This window comes from Streptomyces sp. NPDC006739, from assembly GCF_042869815.1.
Classification (GTDB): Bacteria; Actinomycetota; Actinomycetes; order Streptomycetales; family Streptomycetaceae; genus Streptomyces.
In genome coordinates, this window is record NZ_JBIAGM010000008.1 from 155,496 (window position 1) to 175,712 (window position 20,217).

11 protein-coding genes are annotated in these 20,217 nt (G+C 76.0%); 3 read left to right on the forward strand and 8 right to left on the reverse strand.

The features are described from left to right. Positions 1–3 precede the first annotated feature (3 nt). Positions 4–4,017 (forward strand): amino acid adenylation domain-containing protein, encoded by a 4,014-nt coding sequence (locus ACFYMM_RS18325; protein ID WP_388387586.1) that lies wholly within the window; start codon positions 4–6, stop codon positions 4,015–4,017. Continuing rightward, a complete protein-coding gene (locus tag ACFYMM_RS18330) occupies positions 4,014–4,226 on the forward strand; it encodes an MbtH family protein (protein WP_388387588.1) in 213 nt (70 codons plus the stop codon). Before ACFYMM_RS18325 ends, ACFYMM_RS18330 begins: the two co-directional genes overlap by 4 nt. 22 nt (positions 4,227–4,248) lie before the next feature. On the opposite strand, the gene ACFYMM_RS18335 is transcribed toward ACFYMM_RS18330, so the two are convergent. The 6 genes from ACFYMM_RS18335 to ACFYMM_RS18360 form a co-directional block, all read right to left on the reverse strand. Beyond that, on the reverse strand, positions 4,249–6,027 hold the full coding sequence (locus ACFYMM_RS18335) for a hypothetical protein (protein WP_388387590.1): 1,779 nt from the start codon (positions 6,025–6,027) through the stop codon (positions 4,249–4,251). Then, the gene (locus tag ACFYMM_RS18340) at positions 6,024–9,647 is read right to left on the reverse strand and encodes a DUF5682 family protein (protein WP_388387592.1); all 3,624 of its coding nucleotides are present in this window, start codon (positions 9,645–9,647) and stop codon (positions 6,024–6,026) included. Before ACFYMM_RS18340 ends, ACFYMM_RS18335 begins: the two co-directional genes overlap by 4 nt. A gap of 5 nt (positions 9,648–9,652) precedes the next feature. Then, positions 9,653–10,822 carry an AAA family ATPase gene (locus ACFYMM_RS18345; RefSeq protein ID WP_388387594.1) on the reverse strand — a complete coding sequence of 390 codons (1,170 nt, stop codon included), beginning with the start codon at positions 10,820–10,822 and terminating at the stop codon, positions 9,653–9,655. Positions 10,823–10,856: 34 nt separating this feature from the next. After that, entirely contained in the window at positions 10,857–15,854 is a 4,998-nt protein-coding gene (locus ACFYMM_RS18350; RefSeq protein ID WP_388387596.1) for a hypothetical protein, read from the reverse strand. Further along, on the reverse strand, positions 15,851–16,705 hold the full coding sequence (locus ACFYMM_RS18355; RefSeq protein ID WP_388387598.1) for a DUF4132 domain-containing protein: 855 nt from the start codon (positions 16,703–16,705) through the stop codon (positions 15,851–15,853). The genes ACFYMM_RS18350 and ACFYMM_RS18355 overlap by 4 nt, the downstream gene beginning before the upstream one ends. An 88-nt stretch (positions 16,706–16,793) precedes the next feature. Further along, the gene (locus tag ACFYMM_RS18360) at positions 16,794–17,186 is read right to left on the reverse strand and encodes a DUF5997 family protein (protein ID WP_388387600.1); all 393 of its coding nucleotides are present in this window, start codon (positions 17,184–17,186) and stop codon (positions 16,794–16,796) included. A 59-nt stretch (positions 17,187–17,245) separates the two neighbouring features. On the opposite strand from ACFYMM_RS18360, the gene ACFYMM_RS18365 reads away from it, so the two are divergent. Continuing rightward, positions 17,246–17,998 carry a LysR family substrate-binding domain-containing protein gene (locus ACFYMM_RS18365; protein ID WP_388387602.1) on the forward strand — a complete coding sequence of 251 codons (753 nt, stop codon included), beginning with the start codon at positions 17,246–17,248 and terminating at the stop codon, positions 17,996–17,998. A gap of 60 nt (positions 17,999–18,058) precedes the next feature. Here ACFYMM_RS18365 and ACFYMM_RS18370 read toward each other — a convergent pair whose 3' ends face one another. Both ACFYMM_RS18370 and ACFYMM_RS18375 read right to left on the reverse strand, forming a co-directional pair. After that, positions 18,059–19,516: an MFS transporter gene (locus ACFYMM_RS18370; protein ID WP_388387604.1), complete on the reverse strand. Its 1,458-nt coding sequence runs from the start codon at positions 19,514–19,516 to the stop codon at positions 18,059–18,061. A gap of 90 nt (positions 19,517–19,606) precedes the next feature. Further along, positions 19,607–20,083, reverse strand: a complete 477-nt coding sequence (locus ACFYMM_RS18375; RefSeq protein ID WP_388387606.1) for an Lrp/AsnC family transcriptional regulator — start codon at positions 20,081–20,083, stop codon at positions 19,607–19,609. Positions 20,084–20,217: the final 134 nt, after the last annotated feature.

Here is a 20,217-nt window from a genome sequence, read left to right on the forward strand (position 1 = left end):
GCCATGACGCAGCCCGCGCCGGCCGACGTACTGCCCCTGACCCCGCTGCAGGAAGGCCTGCTCTTCCACGCCCTCCACGCGCGCGAGAGGGACGCCCAGGACGTCTATCTCGTCCAACTGGTCCTCGAACTCGACGGCACCGTCGACCCCGTCCGGCTGCGCGCCGCCGGACAGGCCCTGCTCGACCGGCACCCCAACCTGCGCGCGGCCTTCCGCCGGCGCCGTGGCGGACGGCCCGTGCAGGTCGTCCCGCACCGGGCCACGCTGCCGTGGACGGAGGCCGAGCTGACCGGCCCGGGCGTCGACACCGAGGAGGAGTGGGCCCGGCTCCTGGACGAGGACCGGGACCGCGGATTCGATCCGGCCACCCCGCCGCTGCTCCGCTTCACCCTGGCGCGCACCGGTGAGCGGCGGCACCGGCTGCTCGTCACCCACCACCACATCCTGCTCGACGGCTGGTCGGTCTCCGTCCTGGTCAGGGAACTCATCACCCTGTACGACACCGGCGGCGACCCCGGCGCGCTGCCGCCCGTCCCGCCCTACCGCACCTTCCTGGAGTGGCTGGACCGCCGGGACCGTACCGTCGCCGAGGCCGCCTGGCGGACCGCGCTGGCCGGGGTGAGCGAACCGACCAGACTGGCCGCCCCGGCCGACGGCGCCCGGGACTCCGCGGTGTTCGCGCAGGCCCGGGCCGAACTGCCGGCCCGGACCGGCGCCGCCCTCACCGACCTGGCACGGCGGCTGGGCATCACGGTGAACACCCTGGTGCAGACCGCCTGGGCGATCCTGCTGAGCCGTACGACGGGCCAGAACGACGTCGTCTTCGGCACCACCGTCTCCGGCCGCCCGGCCGAACTGCCCGGCGTCGAGTCGATGGTCGGCCTGTTCATCAACACGGTGCCCACCCGCGTCCGGCTGCGCCCGGACGAACCGGTCGGCGGCCTGCTGCGACGGGTCCAGGAGGGGTACGCCGGCCTCCTCGACCACCACCACCTCGGCCTGGCCGACATCCAGCGCGCGGTCGGTGTCCCGGACCTCTTCGACACACTCGTCGTGTTCGAGAACTTCCCGGCCGGCACCGCCGGTCCGGCCGCCGACGGTCCGGACAACGACGGCCTGCGCGTCGTCGGGTCGGGCGGACGCGACGCCACCCACTACCCCGTGACCCTGGTGGCGTTCCCCGGTGCCCGGCTCCGGTTCCGGCTGGCCCACCGCGCCGACCTCTTCGACGCCGGCTGGGCGGACGCCACACTCGCCCGTCTCGTACGGATCCTGGAGGACATCGCGGCCGGCCCCGACCGCCCGCTCGGCCGCCTCGGACTCCTCACGACGCCCGCACCCGTCCAGCCCGGTCCCGCCCCCGCCACCCGCACACTCACCGAACTGTGGACGGCCCAGGTCGCGGCCACCCCCGACGCGGCAGCGGTCCTCGACCACGGCCGCGTCCTGACCTACCGCGAACTCGACGCGCGGGCCGAACGGCTCGCCCACCGGCTGACCGCCCTCGGAGCCGGACCCGAGCGGATCGTCGGCATCGCGCTGCCGCGCACGGCGGACCTGGTCGCAGCCGTCCTCGGCGCGCTGAAGTCCGGCGCCGCCTATCTGCCTCTCGACCCCGCCTACCCGGCCGACCGCCTCGCCCACATCATCGACGACGCCCACCCGGTCGTCGTGGTCACCACCACGGCCGAGGCCACCGCCCTGCCCGCCACGACGCCACTGCTCACGCTCGACGCCCTGCCCGTACCGGCCGGCGCTCCGGCGGCGCCGGCCGACGCCCACCCGGACAACGTCGCCTGCGTCACCTACACCTCCGGAACCACCGGGCGGCCCAAGGGAGTGGCGGCCACCCACCGCGGCGCCGTCGAGTTCGTGACCTGGACCCACACCGCGCTCGGCCCCGAACGGCTGGCGAAGGTGCTGTTCTCCACCTCGCTCAACTTCGACGTGTCGGTGTTCGAGATCTTCGCACCGCTGCTGTGCGGCGGCCGGATCGAGATCGTCGACAACCTGCTGGCCCTGACCGCCGGGGGCCGCGACGACTGGGACGCCACACTCGTCAGCGGGGTGCCGTCGGTCATGGCCACAGTCGTCGCCGACCGCCCGAACGTCCCCGCCCGCACCGTGGCCCTCGGCGGTGAGCCCATCCCCGGGCAACTCCTCGCCGACCTCGAAACCGCCTTCCCCGACGCGCGGATCATCAACTTCTACGGGCCCACCGAGGCCACCGTCTACGCCACCGCCTGGCAGTCCGACCTCGACCCCCACGGCAAGGACGGCCCGCCGCCCCTCGGCCGCACCCTCGCCCGCAACCGCCTCCACCTCCTCGACCAGGCCCTGCGCCCCGTCCCCGACGGGGTGACGGGAGAGATCTACCTGTCCGGCGGCGGACCGGCCCGCGGCTATCTGGGCCGCCCCGGCCTGACCGGACAGCGGTTCGTCGCCGACCCGTTCGGCGGCCCGGGGGAGCGGATGTACCGGACGGGCGACCTGGCGGTACGCGACAGCGACGGCCGGCTGCGTTTTCTCGGCCGGACCGACCACCAGGTGAAGGTCCGCGGCTTCCGTGTCGAACTCGGCGAGATCGAGGCCGTCCTGACGGAACACCAGGACATCGCCCAGGCGGCCGCCGCCGTACGCGAGGACCCGCGCGGCGAGAAGCAGCTGGTCGCCTACGCCGTACCGGTCACGGCCCGCACGCTCACGCCCGACGGGCTGCGCGCCCACCTGGCGCGGACCCTGCCCGCCCACATGGTGCCCACGGCGATCGTCGTCCTGGACGCGCTGCCGCTCACCGCGAGCGGCAAACTGGACCGCAGGGCGCTGCCCGCCCCCGGGACACCGCGACGGACGCACAGCGCGCCGCGCACGGAGCGGGAGGCGCGGGTGCGGACGATCGTCGCCGACGTCCTCGGCCTCGACCCCGACCGGGTCGGCGTCCACGACAGTTTCTTCGACCTCGGCGGCCACTCCCTGCTGGTGCCGCTGCTGACCTCCCGCCTGCGCACCGAACTCGGCGCCGACGTGCCCCTGCGGGCGGTCTTCGCCGCCCCCACCGTGGCCCGACTCGCCGAGCGGTCGGCCGACGGCGGGGCCGGCACCGCCCCCGGCTCCGGTTCGGCGGCCTCGGCCACAGCGGCCCTCGGGCCGGTGGTCGCGCTGCGCACCCGCGGCGACCGCGAGCCCCTGTTCTGCCTCCCGCCGGCCTCCGGACTGGCCTGGGGATTCGCCGGCCTCACCCGCCATCTCGCCCCGGACCGCCCGCTGTACGGACTGCAGTCCCGAGGACTGGTACCGGGACAGGCGCGGCCGGCCGGGGCCGCCGGGGCCATCGCCGACCATCTGGCCCGGATCCGCGAGCTTCAGCCGCGCGGGCCGTACCACCTGCTCGGCTACTCGATGGGCGGCCTGGTCGCCCACGGCATCGCGACCGCGCTGCAGGCGGCGGGGGAGGAGGTCGCCCTGCTGGCCATGCTCGACGCCTTTCCGGGCACCGGCCGCGGCCCGGCCCCCACCGACCGGGCGGCCGTCCTGCGCGGCCTGCTCACCGTCCTCGACCGCCCCCTGCCCGCGCCGCACGCCGACCCGCTGACCGACGCCCGGTTCACCGAGCTGGTGCGACAGGTGCCCGACCTGCCGGGCAGCCTCGACGACGCCGAACTCGCCGCACTGGTCGAGGTGACGGCCGACAACCGCCGCCTGCTGGCGGACTTCCCCCTCACGCCGTACCACGGCGACCTGCTGCTCTTCACCGCCGCGAACGACCCCGACGCGCAGCCCGGCCGGGCCGGCTCCTGGCGGCCGTACGTCGACGGCCGCATCGACCACCACGACCTCCCGTGCGCCCACGGCGAGATGACCCGGCCCGGCACCCTCGACCGGATCGGTCCCGTCCTCGACCGACGCCTCCGTGCCACCGCGACCCTTCCCCCATCCCCATCCCCATCCCCATCCCCATCCCCTTTTCCTTCTCCATCCCCTTCCCGAGTCCCTTCCGACAGGAGGAACCCCGCATGACCACCAACCCCTTCGACGACGACAGCATCGAGCACCTCGTCCTCGTGAACGACGAGGGCCAGCACTCGCTGTGGCCCGCCTTCGCCGAGGTACCGGCCGGCTGGACCGTGGTCCACGGCCCCACGCGGCGGGAGGACTGTGTGCGGTACGTCGACGAGCAGTGGACCGACATGCGCCCCAAGAGCCTCATCCGGGCCATGGGCGAGTGACCCGCCCGGTGCCGCGGTCCGCTCACGCTCCCCAGGCGGCCGCGCACAGCGCGCGGTCGACCTGGCTCGTGTAGCGGGCCGCGGCCAGCCAGGCGCGGGCGAAGCCGTCCGTGTCCGCCGGGAGCAGACGGCCGAAGACATCACGGGAGCGGTCCGCCGCCGCCGCGTGCAACCGGTCCAGGAGGTCGCCCGCCGTGGACAGACCGGCCCGGTGCAGACGGCGGCCGTCGGCGCCGGCGTTCCCGGGAAAGGCCAGCACCCGCCGGCCGCCGGAGGCCGCCTGCTGGACGCGGCGGCGGAGCAGGTGCAGTGGGGCCTCGTCACCGGTGAGGACGGCGGTGGGGCGAGCTGTCAGAGCGGCGGCAGGCGCGGGGGAGCGTGGCACGACGGGCAGGTCGGCGTGCTGGAGCCGGTCCAGCCCCAGGTCGACCCTGGCCCCGGTGCCGGCCGGATGCCCGGTGGCGAGGAACCGGGCACGCGGATGCGGGGCCGGGGTGAGACGGGCGACGATCCGCAGCCTGCTGCCCCCGGCGGCGGCCAGCAGCCGCAGGTTGTCCCGGTCGGGGAGCGCGGGATGGTCGTGGGCGGCGGTCAGCCGCAGCGGCAGGCCGGCGCAGTCGGCCAGCAGACAGTCGCCCGCCGCCTCGCGGGCCGTACCGGTGAGGGTGACGTCCAGGAAGAGCAGGTCGTGGCCGCCGCCCAGGGCACGGGAGACCTGCTCGGCCACGGGCACCGCCCACAGCCGGTCCAGCGGCTCCGCGCTCCAGGCCGCACCGGACGAGCGCACGGCTCGTACCCCCGCCCCCGCGCCGAGCCGCCCCGTCGGCGAGACGGTGGCCCCGGACACCGCGAGCCCCGCGCGCGACAGCTCACGGTGGGTCAGGGCCGTGTCGCCGACCCGTACCGCCCGGTCGGCGGCCCCCACCGCCCGTCCCGCGCCGCCAGGAGCCACGTCGGAGACCTGGTACAGGCGGCCCTCGGCATCGGCGGTCCAGGTGACGGCACCCGCGTAGCCGCTCGCGGTGAGCACCGGCTCGGAGAAGACGCCGTACAGGCGCAGGGAACCGTCCGGGGTGTACGGCTGCCGTACGGTGCCGCGCAGCGCGGTCAGTTCGGGGCCGCCGGCGTCCGGGACCCGATGGGCCACGGACAGGACCTCTTCGAGGCCGGTCACCAGGTCGGCGAGACGGTACGCCGGGTCGGCGGAGCGCGTCGCGCGCAGCGCGGTGACCACCGCGACGGCGGCGGTCGAGGCCCTGGGCAGTCCGGCCAGCCGCGCGGTGTGCGCGGCGCGCAGCAACTCCGCCTGGAGCACGCCGCCGGAGCCGTCCGGGCCCGCTTCGAGGACGGCCGAAGCGGCGGCCAGCACGGCGCGGGCGGCGGCGCGCTGCTCGGGGGTGGCGGTGGCGTCCTGGTCGGTGGCAGGGGTGGCGGAGGCGGTGGCGGTGGTTTCGGGCGGGGTCGGCTGGGCGGGGGCTTCCGCCACGGCGGGGCCGTCGGCCGAGGGGGAGGGCTCCGCGATCGGTGCCGCCGAGGCCGCTGCCGCGCGGTGAAGGCAGTCCGGGGCCAGCAGACAGCCGCAGCGGATGGCGTCGGCGCTGGTCACCGCCCCGCCGGGGGCGTGCAGTTCGACGTCGGTGCTGTCGTCGACGGAGATCCGCACGCTGTCGCCGTCGCGGACGGCGGGCCGGTCGGCGAGCTTGGCGATGCCCGCGTCGAGCCGCTTGCGCAGCCGGGGGGAGAGGGCCGCGACGAGTTCGGCGGTCACCGCCGGGGCCACCGGGGGCAGGTCCGGGCTCATACGATCTTCTCCCCTACCCAGCGGGCGAGTTCCAGCGGACTGAGGGCGGCGACGGGCATCCCCGCCGCGACGAGCTGCCCGGCGACGCCGGTGGAGTACCGGGGGCGGCCCGTGTCGTCGAGGCTCGCGCAGCCCAGGACGTGGCAGCCGGCCCCGACCAGGGCCCGGACCTCGGCGAGCAGCCCGCCGATCGGACAGCCCTCCTCGAAGTCACTGACGACCACGACCAGGGTGCGGGCGGGCACGGTGACCAGTTCGCGTGCGTGCCGCAGCGCGGCGGCGATGTGGGTGCCGCCGCCCACGCGGACCTCCAGCAGCAGGGACAGCGGGTCCTGGACGTGGTCGGTCAGGTCGAGGACCTCGGTGGAGAACGCCAGGAAGTGCGTGGTCAGGGTGGGCACTCCGGCCAGCACCGACGCGGTGAGCGCGGCCCAGACGGTGGAGGCCTCCATGGACCCGGACACGTCGGTGACCAGGATCAGCCGCCAGTCGGCGGTCCGCCGGGCCCGGGTACGGAAGACAGGGCGCTCGGGGATCACCCGCACGGCGCCGTCGGGGCCCCGCCGGGCGGTGGCCAGGTTGGCCCGCAGGGTGCGCGGCAGGTCGAGACCGCCGCCCGGGCGCCGGCTCGGCCGGGGCAGGGTGGTGCCGTGCAGCGCCGGACGCAGCCGGGTGGCCAGCTGCCGGGTCAGTGCGTCGACCAGACGCCGTACCAGCGGACGCAGCGCGGCCAGCCGGGCCTCCGGCAGCCCGCCGGCGTGCCGCAGCACCGACCGCAACAGGTCCACGGAGGGCCGCACGCTGTCCGGATCCAGCTCCGCGAGCACGTCGTGCCGCCCGGACGCGGCGGCCGCCGCCAGCACCTCCTCGCGCACGCCCGGCCCGAACAGCGCCGCCAGCTCCTCGGACCACTCCCGCGCCCCCGGATACGACGCCTCCCGCCCGCCGCCGGTCCCGCCCTCGGTGAGGTCGCCCCGGCAGCCCTCGCCGCGTCCGGTGCCGTACAGCTCGTCCAGCGCGGTGGCCAACGCCCTGGCGGACCGGGGCAGCCGGTCCGCACGACGGCCAAGCACCAGGCGCCAGCGGTCGGCGGGGGCCAGCCGGTGGGCTTCACCGGCCGTGGGACCGACAGCCGCGGATCGCCCGCTCTCCGCTGCGACCCGGCCTTCCCCGCTCCCCCCGCTCTCGCTTCCCGGCCCGCCCGTCCCTCTCGCTCCGTGCTCCGGGGAGGGTGGCAGCAGGCCCCATGCCCGCAGGGACTCACGGGCCGCGAGGTCCGCGCGCGTCCAGGCGGCCAGGGCCACCGGGTCCACCGCGCCGGTGTCCGCCAGGTGACGCTCGTCGACCCGCTCCTCGACGGTGTCGAGCAGGCGTCGGCGGGCGGCCGGACTGAGCGTGTCGAAGCCGCCGCGCAAGGCCGGGAGCCGGTCGAGGAAGTCCCGGTCGGACAGCCCCGACACCCGGTCCAGCAGGGGCTCCAGGGCGGGCGCGGCGGACTCCAGGAGCTGCCCAGCCGCCGTCAGCAGCCCGGTGAGCCGTGCGGTGAGCGCGGAGCGTGCCTCGGGGTCGCCGGCCCCGTCCACCCAGGAGGCGACCCGGCCGCCGAAGGCCCCGGGGTCCTCGTGACCGAGCAGCACACGTACGGCTCCGGCGGCGCCGCGCATCAGCGGGGAGCCGCCGACGGCCAGCCGGGCCAGGGCGTCGGTGAGCCGTATGCCGCCCGACCGGTCCGCACGATGGGCCAGTTCGAGCAGGGCGTGGGCGTCCGCCGGATCCTCCGACCCGGTGAGGCCGTCCACCTGGCGCACCGCGGCGGCGGTGAGCAGCTCGGCCACGGCGGCGGCCCGGTCGGTACGGTCCCGGTCGGCGCCGATCCCGGCGAAGTGCCCGGCCCGCAGCCGGTCCGACAACGCCAGGGCGGCGAGCAGTTCGGGCAGGGTGCCGCAGTCGGGCAGCACCTCGGCGACGTCGGCGAGCCGCTCGTCGGTCAGAGCGGGCAGACCGCACTCGGCCGCCTGCTTCAGCCCGCGCAGGGTCTCGGCCGCCGTGGGGCCGCCCTCGTCCCGCTCCGCCCGCCGCCGCTCGCGCAGCAGGCCCTCGGCGGCCTGGGCGGGGGTGACCCCACGCACTCCCGCGGCGGTCAGCATGGCCGCCGTGGCCGGCGTCCAGCGCACCTCCCAGCGCGAGGTGAGGGCCTCGCCGCCGGCCGCGCCGGAGACCTCCTTGGGCTCGCCGTACGGCACCGCGCACACCGTGAGGCGGCGCAGCAGGAGTTCGCGGCCGCGGTCCAGGTCGGAGCGGAGCGGGTCGAGGCGCAGGTCCCTCGCGGCACCGGGGCCGGCGTCCGCCGGGCCGGGCAGGCCCAGTGCCGCCAGCTCGGCCTCGACGGCCGGTGCCAGGCCGCTGCGCGGGGCGCCCGGGGCGGGCCGGCCGGCGCGCGTGCCGACCAGCACCTTCTCCATCGCCCGCGCGACGGCCCGGCCCCGCCCGTACGGCTCGCCCTGCGCCAGGACCGTCTGCACCGCCTCCACCAGCTCGCCCCGGCCCGGCGCGGGCAGCCCGCGCAACCGTGCCAGGTCCCCGGCGATCCGCACGATCTCACGCGCGTCGGCGGGCCCCGACGGATGCCCCAGCCCGCGCAGTTCGGCACACACCCGTACGGCGGCCCCGGTCAGCGCCTCCTCCAGCGCGGCGGGATCGCCCGCGGCGGTCAGGACCAGGTGCTGCCACTCCGGGTCCCGGATGCCCGCGGGGTAGCCGGAGCGTTCGTCGAGGAGGGCGTAGGTGTAGGGGATGAGGGAGGTGGTCCAGGCCTGCGTGGCGCCCTTCACCGCTGAGGGCCCGTCGGCTGTCGGCCCGTCGGCTGTCGGCCCGTCGGCCGAGGGCTCGTCGGCCGAGGGCCCGCCCGTGGCCGGCCCGACCAGCGCCGGTGCGTGAAAGGCGCCGACGACCACCGCCGCCCGCGCGCCGTCGGCGGTCGCGGCGGCCAGGCACTCGCGCATCCGGCGCTCACGCCGCAGGTCCAGCTCCGGCACCCCGCCCGACGCCACCGCGTCCTCGCGCAGCGCCCACCCGGTCAGCAGCGCGGCCCGCCGCAGCGCCTCCGGCGCCGAACCGGGAGCGACGGCCTCGACGAGCCGGTCCCACAGATCCTCACCGGGCCGCCCGGTGAGCCGGGCCCGCAGAACGGACTCGAGCCGGGGGCCGGCCACGGAGCCCTCGGCACCGGGCGTCCCGGCCACCCGGCCCTGCGCACTCCAGCCCCGGTCCGCCAGCGGCAGGTCGCACGCGATGACCGGTACGCCCCTGCGGGCCGCCCAGCGCACCGCGGCGAGTTCCGGGGAGAAGTCGGCGAACGGGTAGAAGGCCGGCCCGCCGCCCCCGGCTGCCGGAGCGGCGGCCAGCGCGACCGGTGCCCGGGTGTCCTCGTGGGAGAGCCAGGGCAGCCAGTCCTGCAGCTCGGCCGGGAGTTCGACGAGCAGCACCTGCGGATCGGCGGCGTCGAGCAGCGCCGGTACGGCCGCGGCCAGCGAGGGGGCGTGGTGGCGTACGCCGATGAGACAGGGCGCCGTCGGATCGGTGAGGGCCGCGACGGCCGCCTCGGGGGAGAGGTGGGGCACGGCCGTCAGCCCTCCAGGACCGTGCGCAGGTCCCACAGGGTGCGCCAGGTGGCGGAGCCCTGCTCGGCGCGGCGCCGGACGGGACCGTCCCAGTAGCCGCGCAGCCGGGCCGCGTCGGCCGGGTCGTCCTTGCGGACCACGCCGAGGAGGTGGCCGGGCAGCAGCCCGAGCACGTCACGGTCGCCCGGGAAGTAGGCGGCGGCCAGCCCCAGTGCGCCCGCGACGGACACCGCCTCCGCCGTGCTCATCACCGTGGACGGCCGCTCCACCTCCCAGCCCTCCGCCGACCGGCCCTCGCGCAGGTCCCGGAAGGCGGTGACCAGCGCCTCCAGCACGGCGTCGTCGACCTGGAAGGGCGCCCCGGCCCGCTCCACCGACGCCCGTGCCTGGCCGCGCACCAGCGCGGTCTCGGCGTCGAGGTCCGCGATGGGGCCGACGGTCTCGAAGTTGAAGCGCCGCTTGAGCGCGGCGGACATCTCCGAGACGCCCTTGTCCCGCAGGTTGGCGGTGGCGATGAGGTTGAAGCCCGGCGCCGCGTGCGCCAACGCGTCCGCGCCGCCCGCGAGTTCGGGCACCGCGATACGACGCTCGGAGAGCAACGACACCAGGGCGTCCTGCACTTCGGGCAGACAGCGGGTGACCTCCTCGACCCGGGCGATGGCACCCCGGGACATCGCGGTGAGCACCGGTGACGGCACGAGCGCCTGGCGGCTGGGCCCCTGGGCGAGCAACAGGGCGTAGTTCCATCCGTACTTGAGCTGGTCCTCGGTGGTGCCCGCCGTGCCCTGCACCACCAGCCCGCTGGTGCCGCACACCGCCGCGGACAGCAGCTCGGAGAGCATGGACTTGGCGGTGCCGGGCTCGCCGACCAGCAGCAGTCCGCGCTCACCGGCGAGGGTGACCACACACCGCTCCACCAGGGCCCGGTCGCCGACGAACTTGTCGTCCACCACGAGCCGGCGCGGCACGCCCTCGGGCGCCTCGGCGTCCTCGGGCAGCCGCAGGGCCAGGCCGGCGCTGCCCATCACGAACGTGACGACGGCACGCGGCGTGAGCCGCCAGGCGGGGGGCCGCGGCCCGGTGTCGTACGCGGCGAGGAAGGCCAGTTCGGTGGCGTACCGGTCCTCGGGCGGCACGATCTGGCGGGTCGCGTCGGGCGCGAGCGTGGTGGTCATCGGCGGTGGCCCTTCGAAGAGGTACGGGTGGCGGTCATCGGCGTCGTCCCCGGCGCGTCGCCCGCGTGGTCAGCTCCTCGTACGCCGGCGCCTCGCCCGCGCGCACGCGGTCCCAGGCGCGGGCGAACAGCTCGGGCACGGGGAGCAGCGGTATCACGTACCTCCCGCGGTCCACCGGGTAGAGCCCCTCCTTCCAGGTCTCCACCGGCAGCGCGGGGGACTTCAGGTCCCGCCAGCCGCCGGGCAGGAACAGGGTCCGTCCGGCGCGCGGGCGCTTGGCCTCGACGACCAGGTCCGTGGCGGCCAGCTCGGCCCGGGCCTTCTTCGCGCGGGCGGGCTTCCAGCCGGTCCAGCGGGCACAGTTGCGGTCCGTCGGGTCGGGCAGGGCCAGCAGCTGGAGGTAGAGCGCCGCCGCGTCGTCGCCCAGGCCGTGCGCCCCGGCGACCTCGGCGACCAGCGCGGGAGCGCCGACCGCCGGGTCCTGCGGGTACCCGGCGACGCCCTCGGCGCCGGCCGCGACGGACCGGGTCAGTTCGTCGGCCAGGAGCGTCCGCAGTGCCCGTGGGCCCTGGGCGCGCGCGGGGCCGACCAGCCCTTCGAGGAGTCCGAGCACGGCGTCGTCCGGCCCGGTGAGCCCGGCCGGGCGGACCAGCACGGTCTCCGTGTCGCGGTACCAGGGACGCAGCACCAGGGCCTCCCCGGCCCGGGTCAGCCCGTCCGCGCCGGCGCCGCCGGTCTCGGGCATCCCGTAGGCCTTGCGGAGTTGGACGGCGGTCGTGCCGCCCTTCTCCGCCCACTGGACGTCGAGGTTCAGCAGCAGCTCCGGGTCGGCGACGCGGCGGCGCAGGGCGGTGAGCGCGTCCGGCAGACAGGCGCGCAGGGGATGCCCGTACGGCAGCGCGTAGGCGAGCCCGGCGAGAGCCTCGACGGCGCCGGTCAGCTCGTGCCGGCTGGGGACGGCGGCCGGGTCCTTCGGCACGGGGGTGCCGTCCGGGCCGGGCTCCAGCACCGTGGTGCGGCTGAGCCAGGGCGTGCGCGCGGGATTGAGCACCGTCTCGGCGCACCCGGCGCCCACGCCGGCGAGGTCGGCCAGAAGGTCCTCGGGCACCCGGACGAACGAGCCGAACCGTTCGTCCCACAGCCGCCCCGCGGCCGCCGTGTCCGGGCCGGCCGTCCACAGGTCGGCGGGGTCGGCCGGCAGCAGCGCCCCCAACAGGGCCACCTGTTCCTCTCGTTCGAGCCCCTGGAGCAGCGCCATGGCGGCGTCCTTCTGGCGCGGCTTGAGCCCGATGGCGGCGAGCCCGTCCGCTCCGGGCGCCCCCGGCCGTCCGGCGAGCAGCACGGTGGACTGGAGGGGGCCGACGCTGTCGCGGGTCGCCTTCGTGAGCGCGGCGGGTGCGTCGGGCCGCCAGGGCGCGGCGCCCTTGTCCCGGACCAGCCGGACGACGGCGGTCAGGTGCTCGGCGGTGATCGCCGAGGTGTGCCGGGTCTCCCGTTCCAGGGTGAAGTGGGCGACCGCGCCGAACGCACCGGACGGGTCATGGTCCAGCGCCAGCCAGTTGACGCGGTCCCGCTGGGGTTCGACGCTCTGGCAGCCGAGCACGACCACGGTGCGTCCGTCCCGGCGCAGCACCTGTCCGGCCCGCTCCTGCTTGTCGTGCGGCTCGCCCAGGACGATCTCGCGCAGTGTGCCGCCGGGCGCGGCCAGCGGGCCCTCGGCCAGTGCCTCGAACAGCAGCATGAGCGCCTCCCGCTCGGCGGCCGGCAGGGCGGGCGAGGCGGACCGGTAGGCGAGCGCGCGCAGTGCGGACAGGACCGGCGGCCACACCAGTCCGATGCCCGGAACGGTGTGCTCGTCGCAGGCCCAGCCGTCGCCGGGTGCGCCGATCTTGCCGCGGCCCGGGAGCGGTTTGCCGTCGGCGGGTTTGCCGGACAGCACGTGGTTGACCGCCCGGATCTGCCGGAGCACGCTCCACTGCTCGCCGCCCCACCAGCCGCTCACGCCGGCGATGCCGGTGGCCGCCGCGTGCAGGTGGCGGTCGCTGCCGTGCCGGGGGCTGTAGTCGGCGAACATGCCCTCGGTGCGCTCCCGGGGCCGGCGCGGCCGTTCCTCGGGCGGATGCGCGAAGGAGGTGGCCGACTCGGTGATGCGCAGCGCGGAACGCACCAGAGAGGCGACACCGGCGAGCAGCCGGCCGTCGGTGAGGTCCGGCAGGGCGAGGGCCACGGCGCCGAGGACGACCTCGTCGGCGGGCGGTACGGCGGCCCTGGCGGCCTCGTCCGCGCCGGCGCGGTCCAGCGCCTCCTGCCGTCCGGTCAGGGCCTGCGCCGTGACCCGCAGCACGTCGGCCGCCTGTTCGTCGGTCAGGGCGCGCAGCACGGCCGAGCCCTGCTCGTCGCGGGGGCGCAGGGCGTGCCAGAAGGCTGCCGGGGGGACCCATCGGGTGCCGGCGGCGAACTCCCCGCCGCGCTCGGCCGGCGTCACCTGGCCCACCGCACCGCGCTCGGCGGAGTCCTCGCCCGCGAACAGGGTGATCTGCCTGAAGCCCTGCACGACGAGGAGTTCGCCGCCGGCCGGCAGCCGCAGCGGCCCCAGCGGGTGGACACCCTGGCCGCCGCGGGAGCGCGCGGGCAGGGACACCGTCCGCCCGTCCGGCGTACCGGCGGTCCTGACCGCCCCGGCCCCCTCGCCCTCGTCCCGCACCCAGCGGCCGAGGACCGTGCCGTCGGTGCCGAACGGGCTGTTCTCCAGGCCGGGCTGGAGCGGCAGCACCTCGCAGAGGCCGTGCAGCAGGGAGGCGTCCGCACGGATCCCGGACCGTAGCAGGGCGGGCAGCGAGGCACGCCCGTGGGTGCCGGTGACCGGGTCGTACTCCAGCCACACGGTGTCCCGGCCCTGCCTGCCCTCGCGCCAGAGCGTGGTGCCGTCGCCCAGCACGGGACGGCTGGGCGGCAGGACCGTGTCCCCGGCGTGCAGCGTCCGGCCACCGGTGGCGCGACCGCCGCCGGGCAGCGGGATCGACGGGTTACCGGTGTCGATGCCCGACCACCAGGTGGGGATCTGCTCACCGCCGAGGTCGAACACCTGGGCGGGGCGGGACGACCAGTACCCGGACTGCTTGGCGCCGTGCCGCCACATCACCAGCAACTCGCCGTCCGTGTACCGGAACCGGGGGCGCTGCCAGCGGTCCAGGGCCACCGGAATGCGCAGCTCGTGTTCGAGCAGCACCCGCTCGGGGCCGACCACCACGGCCTTGTGCTTGCGGGCCAGGATCAGCGCGGGCCACGCCTCGTGGACGGTCAGGGTGTCGTCCTCGCCCGGCCCGGTCGCGGCGTCGAGCAGGCTGAGCGCCTCGTCGAGGGCGGGCCAGCCCAGCTCGTCGAGGATGCCGGCGCGCAGGGTGCGGCCCAGCAGTGGCGCGATCGCGTGCCCGGCGATCCGGGCGACCGAGTCCGGGCCCACCTCGGAGGCGACGACGCGGACGGGACGCAGCCGGTCGAGTGCCGCGCGGGCGCCGGGCAGGCCCACCGCGCCGGTGAACTCCTCGGCCGCCTCCCGCAGCCACTCGCGCAGCACGGCGGAGAGGACCGGATGCGCGGCGGCCTTCTTCAGCAGCTGCTGCCCCAGCCGGTCGTTGCCCACCGTGCCGACGGCCTCGTGCAGCAGCCGCCGCAGTCGCGGATGGGCCGCGACGGCCACCAGGTCGCGCTCGTCCGCCCGGGTGTCCTTCAGCCAGGACCCGAGGGCCAGGTGCACGTTCACCTCGGCACCGGGTACCGCGAGGGGTACGCCCTCGGCCACGCACAGGTCCAGCAGGTCGAGATCGGCGCCCGCGTGCCAGCGGCCGGTGAACAGGTCGACCGGACGGGCACCGGCCCGCAGCCGCGGGGCCATCCGCGCGACGAGACCGAGGGTGGCCGGGGAGCGGTGCGAGACCGATCCGCCGTGCTTGCGGAAGGCGGCCCAGCGGGTCAGCCAGTCCGCCGGATCGACGCCGTACTCCGCGCCCGCCTCCGCGTCCGTCAGCAGCCGCTCGGCGCCGCTCTGGGCGAGCAGCGCCAGCCAGAACTCGTCGTCCTCGACCTCGCGGCCCAGACCGGACGGCATGATCTCCAGCAGCCGGGCCCGGACCTCGGGACGGCGTTCGGCGAGGACCGGCAGCACCGCGCGGTAGGTGTTCCAGAAGGACGCCGGGGCGCGGACGGCGGCCGGGGAGGCGATCAGGTCGGCGACCAGGGCGCACTCCTCGGTGACGCGGTCCAGACTCGCCGCCTTGATCAGCCCGCGCGCGTCCTGCGGCAGCGAGGCGTACGGCGCCATCCCGGCCGCGCAGCGCTCCACCGTCAGCTGCCGGAACTGCGCCCAGGCGAGGGCCGGTTCCAGCCGCCTGGACAAATCCTTGACATGTTCCTTGAGCGCCTTGACGGTCAGCGCCCCGGCGAAGGCGAACTCCAGGTGGACGGACCGCTGCCGCTCCTCGTCCACGGGGAGCGCGTGCACCCGCTCCGCCTCGCGGGCCTTGCCGAAGAAGGCGGCGGCGTACGTGGTGTTCTCGTACCGCAGGAAGACCCGCGCGGCCTGTTCGTAGAACGTCGGCAGGAAGTGCGGGACGGCCCGGCCGAGCCGCTCGCCGAGCGCCTCGAAACCCTCCTTGGCGTTGCCCGGCCGGGACTTGGCCTGCCGGGCGAGCCGCTCGACGTCCTTCACCAGGGCGAGCGCGTGGTGGCCGTTGGCGGGGTCGTTGACCAGCGCCCAGGCCGGGAAGCCGAGCGTCTCCCGGCGCACCTGTCCGACCTCGGGCGCCCGCGGTTCCCGGGCGAGCCCGAGGAACTCCAGCGCCAGGTCCTCGGCCTCGCCGAGGGTGCCCGGCACCAGGCGGACCACCTGCCGCCCGTCCAGGGCCGGGTGGGTGTAGGTGCGCACGGTGAGCACGTCGGCGTCCTCGCGCGCGGTGCTGCCCGGGGGCAGGACGGCGCCGGCGTCCAGCAGCGCGGCGGAGGCGGCCTCGTCGTACCCGGTGGTCGCCGTCATGCCGCCTGCTCCTCGTCCTCGATGTCCCGCCCGGCGTACAGCGCGGCCGCCATCCGCATGCCCTCCGACCAGGCGACCGGCCCGATCTGTCCGAGCCGCAGCGTCCGGCCGGCGGGATCGGCCCACATCAGGGATCCGGTCTCGGCCCGCTCGTAGCTCTCGTAGTCGCCGATCCACACGCGGGCCTCGACGGCGCGGCCGCCCTCCAGCACGGAGCAGACGGCGTACCCGCCGCGCACGCGGTAGCCGAGCTGGGTGGTCCTGCCGTGCAGGAAGCGCAGCTCCTTGAACACGCCGCCCGCGTACTCCTCGACCTGTGTGCCCTCGGCGTCCACGGCGGCCGGCCGGTGCCAGACCTCGCGGAACAGCTGCTGGGCGCGCTGGTCCACACCGAGTTCGACGGCGAACTCCCGCAGCTCCTCGAGGTCTTCGAGCAGGACGGGGTGCGGGATGCGGACGAGCGCGGGGGCGATGCGTACGGTGTCGCCGTCGAGGTCGACCAGTCCGAGGCCGCGCTCGGGGTCGGCGTCGCGCAGGAATCCGGCGACCTCCCCGTCCTCGGCGGTGACGACGAGGTCGCGCAGGGCGTCCTGCCAGGCGGGGTCCGGCCAGACGCCGGTCAGGACGGCGAGCGGTACCGGCAGCGAGCGGGTCATCCAGCGTTCGACGTCCCCCCGGCACTGCCGCTCGTGCCGCTCCAGCCACTCGGCGAGCTGCCGCAGTCCGACGACGGTGGGATCGTCCGCGAGCTTCGCGGGTACGGACTTCAGGCGCCGCCCCGCCGCGTTGCGGCAGACCACCTTCCCGCCGTCCAGGGCGACTTCGTAGTCGCCGGCCGTGACCCACCCCATGTGTGCCTCCCCGCACCGCAGTGATCAAGTGACGGGAACTCTAGGGGAGGCCACTGACAACGCCCTCCGACCGGGGAGGGCGGGGGTGTCAGCCCTGCTCGGCGCCCTTCTCCTGCTTGAGGTTCCGGATCCGGACGGCTTCCTTGCGGACCTCGGCCTGGGTGGCGCGCTCCTTCTCCAGCCACTCGGGCGCCTCCTGCTTCAGCGCCTCGATCTGCTCGGTGGTGAGCGCCTCGCTCACTCCGCCGCGCGCCAGCCCCGCGATGGACACGCCGAGCTTGGCCGCGACCACCGGACGGGGGTGCGGGCCGTTGCCGCGCAGCTCCCGCAGCCACTGCGGCGGGTTGGCCTGCAGCTCGTTCAGCTCGGCGCGGGAGACCACGCCCTCCTGGAACTCGGCGGGCGTGGCGGGGAGGTACACACCCAGCTTCTTGGCCGCGGTGGCGGGCTTCATCGTCTGGGAGGACTGGTGCGACTTCATGAGGTCAAGGGTATCGGCCGCGTACGGGCCGCCCGACCAGGGCGGGTAACCTGGCGGGCGTGACAGGCACGGAGGAACCACCGACGTTCCGGCTCGCGTACGTCCCCGGCGTGACGCCCGCCAAGTGGGTACGGATCTGGAACGAGCGCCTGCCGGACATCCCGCTCACGCTCCTCCAGGCCCCGGCCGGCGAGGCGTTCGAGCTGTTGCGCGCCGGTGCGGCGGACGCGGCGTTCGTACGGCTCCCGGTGGACCGGACGTTCTTCAGCGCGATCCCCCTCTACACCGAGACGACGGTGGTCGTCGTCCCGAAGGACCACCTGATCACGGCGGCGGACGAGGTGACCCTCGACGACCTCGCCGAGGAGGTCCTCTTCCACCCCCTGGACGACGTCTTCGACTGGGCGGCCCCGCCCGGCGAGCCCGCCTTCGAGCGCCCCGCCACGACCGAGGACGCCATCGAGCTGGTGGCGGCGGGGGTGGGCCTCCTCGTCGTCCCCCAGTCCCTGGCCCGGCTGCACCACCGCAGGGACCTCACCTACCGCCCGGTCACCGACGCCCCCCGGTCGACCGTCGCCCTGTCCTGGCCCGAGGAGGCCACCACGGACCTGGTCGAGGACTTCATCGGCATCGTCCGCGGCCGCACCGTCAACAGCACCCGGGGCCGCGCCCCGGCCACGGCCCAGCAACAGCGCAAACGCCCGGAACAGCCGGCCTCCCGCCAGAAGCCGGCGGCCGCCAAGCAGACGAGCCGCAACCCGAAGGGCCGGACGGCGGCCCCGAAACGCGGCAAGCCGCGACGACGGTCGTAGGCCGGCCAGGCTGCTCCCACGAGGAACCAGCGGCAGGTGGGGCTTCGGCCGTCGCCGGGGTCAGTCGCCGCGCGGGGGGACGGGTTCTCGTGGCTCGGGATGCGCTGTGCGTTCCCGCAGGTCGGCCACCGCCAGGCAGAGCGCGAGCAGGATGATGCCGGTGGCCGTCAGGAGACCCAGCCGCAGGGCGTCGGCGGCGCGGGCGTGGTGGGCGAGGTGGGCGAAGTACACCGCGCCCACGGCGGCGATGCCGGCGGCCGAGCCGACCCGTTGCGCGGTCTGCAGTACACCGCCGGCCGCCCCCGCGCGCCGTACCGGAACCCGGGCGAGAGTGAGCGTCGTGTTGGGGGAGACGGTCAGCCCCGAGCCGACACCGGCGACGAGCAGCGGCAGCGCGGCCGCCCACCCCACCCCCCGGCCCGGCACCAGCTGTACGGCCAGGACGGCTCCGAGGAGGCCCGCGGCGACCGCGCCCAGCCCGTACACCACCAGCCTGCGGCCGTACCGGACGACCAGCCGCCCCCCGGCCAGCGCGGCGCACGCCGAGCCGACCGCGAACGGCATCGCGGCCGTCCCGGCCGCCAGCGCGCTGTAGCCCATGCCGTTCTGCAGGAACAGGGTGTAGACGAAGAAGACCGAGGTGAAACCGGCGAAGTACACGAGGCTCAGCAACGCCCCCAGCGAGTACGACCGCCGGGCGAACAGCCTCAGATCGATGAGCGGCGCCCGCCCGCGCCGCCCCTGCCGCCGTTCCCACGCCCAGAACGCCGCCAGCAGCAGCAGCGCCAGAGGAACCAGCGCCCACTTACGCCGTCCGGGCCACTGCTGCTCCTGCACCAGGGGCAGCATCAGCGTGAACGCGCCCGCGCCGAGCAGCAGGACGCCCGGCAGGTCGAACCCCTCCGGCGGACCGTCGCGCGGCGCGGTCCGGGGCAGCAGCCGCAGCGCCGCCGCGAACACCGCCAGCCCGATCGGCAGGTTGACGTAGAACACCCAGCGCCAGCTGCCGGACGCCTCGATCAGCAGGCCGCCGGAGAGCGGTCCGACCGCCGTGGACACGGCGACCACACTCCCGAACATGCCGAACGCGCGGGCCCGCTCCGCACCCTGGAACATCTGCTGGATCAGCCCCGACGCCTGCGGCGCGATCATGCCCCCCGCCATGCCCTGGAGCAGCCGGAACAGCACCAGCCAGCCGGCGGCCGGGGCCAGTCCGCAGGCCGCCGAGGCCAGCGTGAACAGCGCCACCCCGGTCAGGAAGGTCTCCCTGCGCCCCCGCAGATCGCCCAGCCGGCCCGCCGGCACGAGCGTCAGCCCGTACGCCAGGGCGTAACCGGAGACCACCGCGGACAGGTCCGCCTGGGTGGCGCCCAGGCCGCGTTCCATCGAGGGCAGCGCCACATTGACGATCGAGGTGTCCAGGAGGGTCATGAAGCCCGCCGTGAGGCAGACCGCGAGTGCCTTCCACCGCCGGTCGTCGACGCCCGGCTCGTATGCCCGGGACTGGAGTGTGGTCATGGCACCACGCTAGGTAACCGCGGCGCACACCGCCCGTCGAGAAGTCCGCCCGCCGGCCGGTCCGCCCGGCCCGGAGCCCGGGCGGAGGGGTCAGCCGCGGGCCGCCCGGCCGAGGGACTCCACCAGCGGCAGCAGCCGGTGCGGGACCCGCTCGCGCAGCGCCACCTCGGTGCGGGTGCGCACCACTCCCGGCAGGCTGATCAGCTTCTGGATCACGTCCTCCAGATGGGCGTTGTCCCGGGCCACCACCCGGGTCAGCAGATCCCCGCCACCCGTGATGGAGAACGCCTCCACGATCTCCGGTACGGCCGCCAGCGCGTCCCCGACGTCGTCCAGGTGGCCCTGGGTGACCTCGATGTGCACGAACGCCAGCACCGGATGGCCCAGGGCGGCGGGGGAGAGCGAGGGACCCGTGCCGGTGATCACGCCGTCGCGTTCGAGACGGTCGAGGCGGGCCTGGAGCGTGCCGCGGGCGACGCCGAGGATCCGGGCGTACTCGCGCACGCTGGTGCGCGGCCGCTCCAGCAGCAGTCGAAGGATGCGGGTGTCCAGCTCGTCCACGTTCATGCCACCGGACTGTACCAATGGCTCACACAAAACGCGCTGTGCCAATGGACCAGTGATCCGGGGGAGACTTGAGCCGGGCGCCCGCATGGTGTTGTGATGGATCCGTCGATGGCGCTGCGGACCCCGCGGCGCCT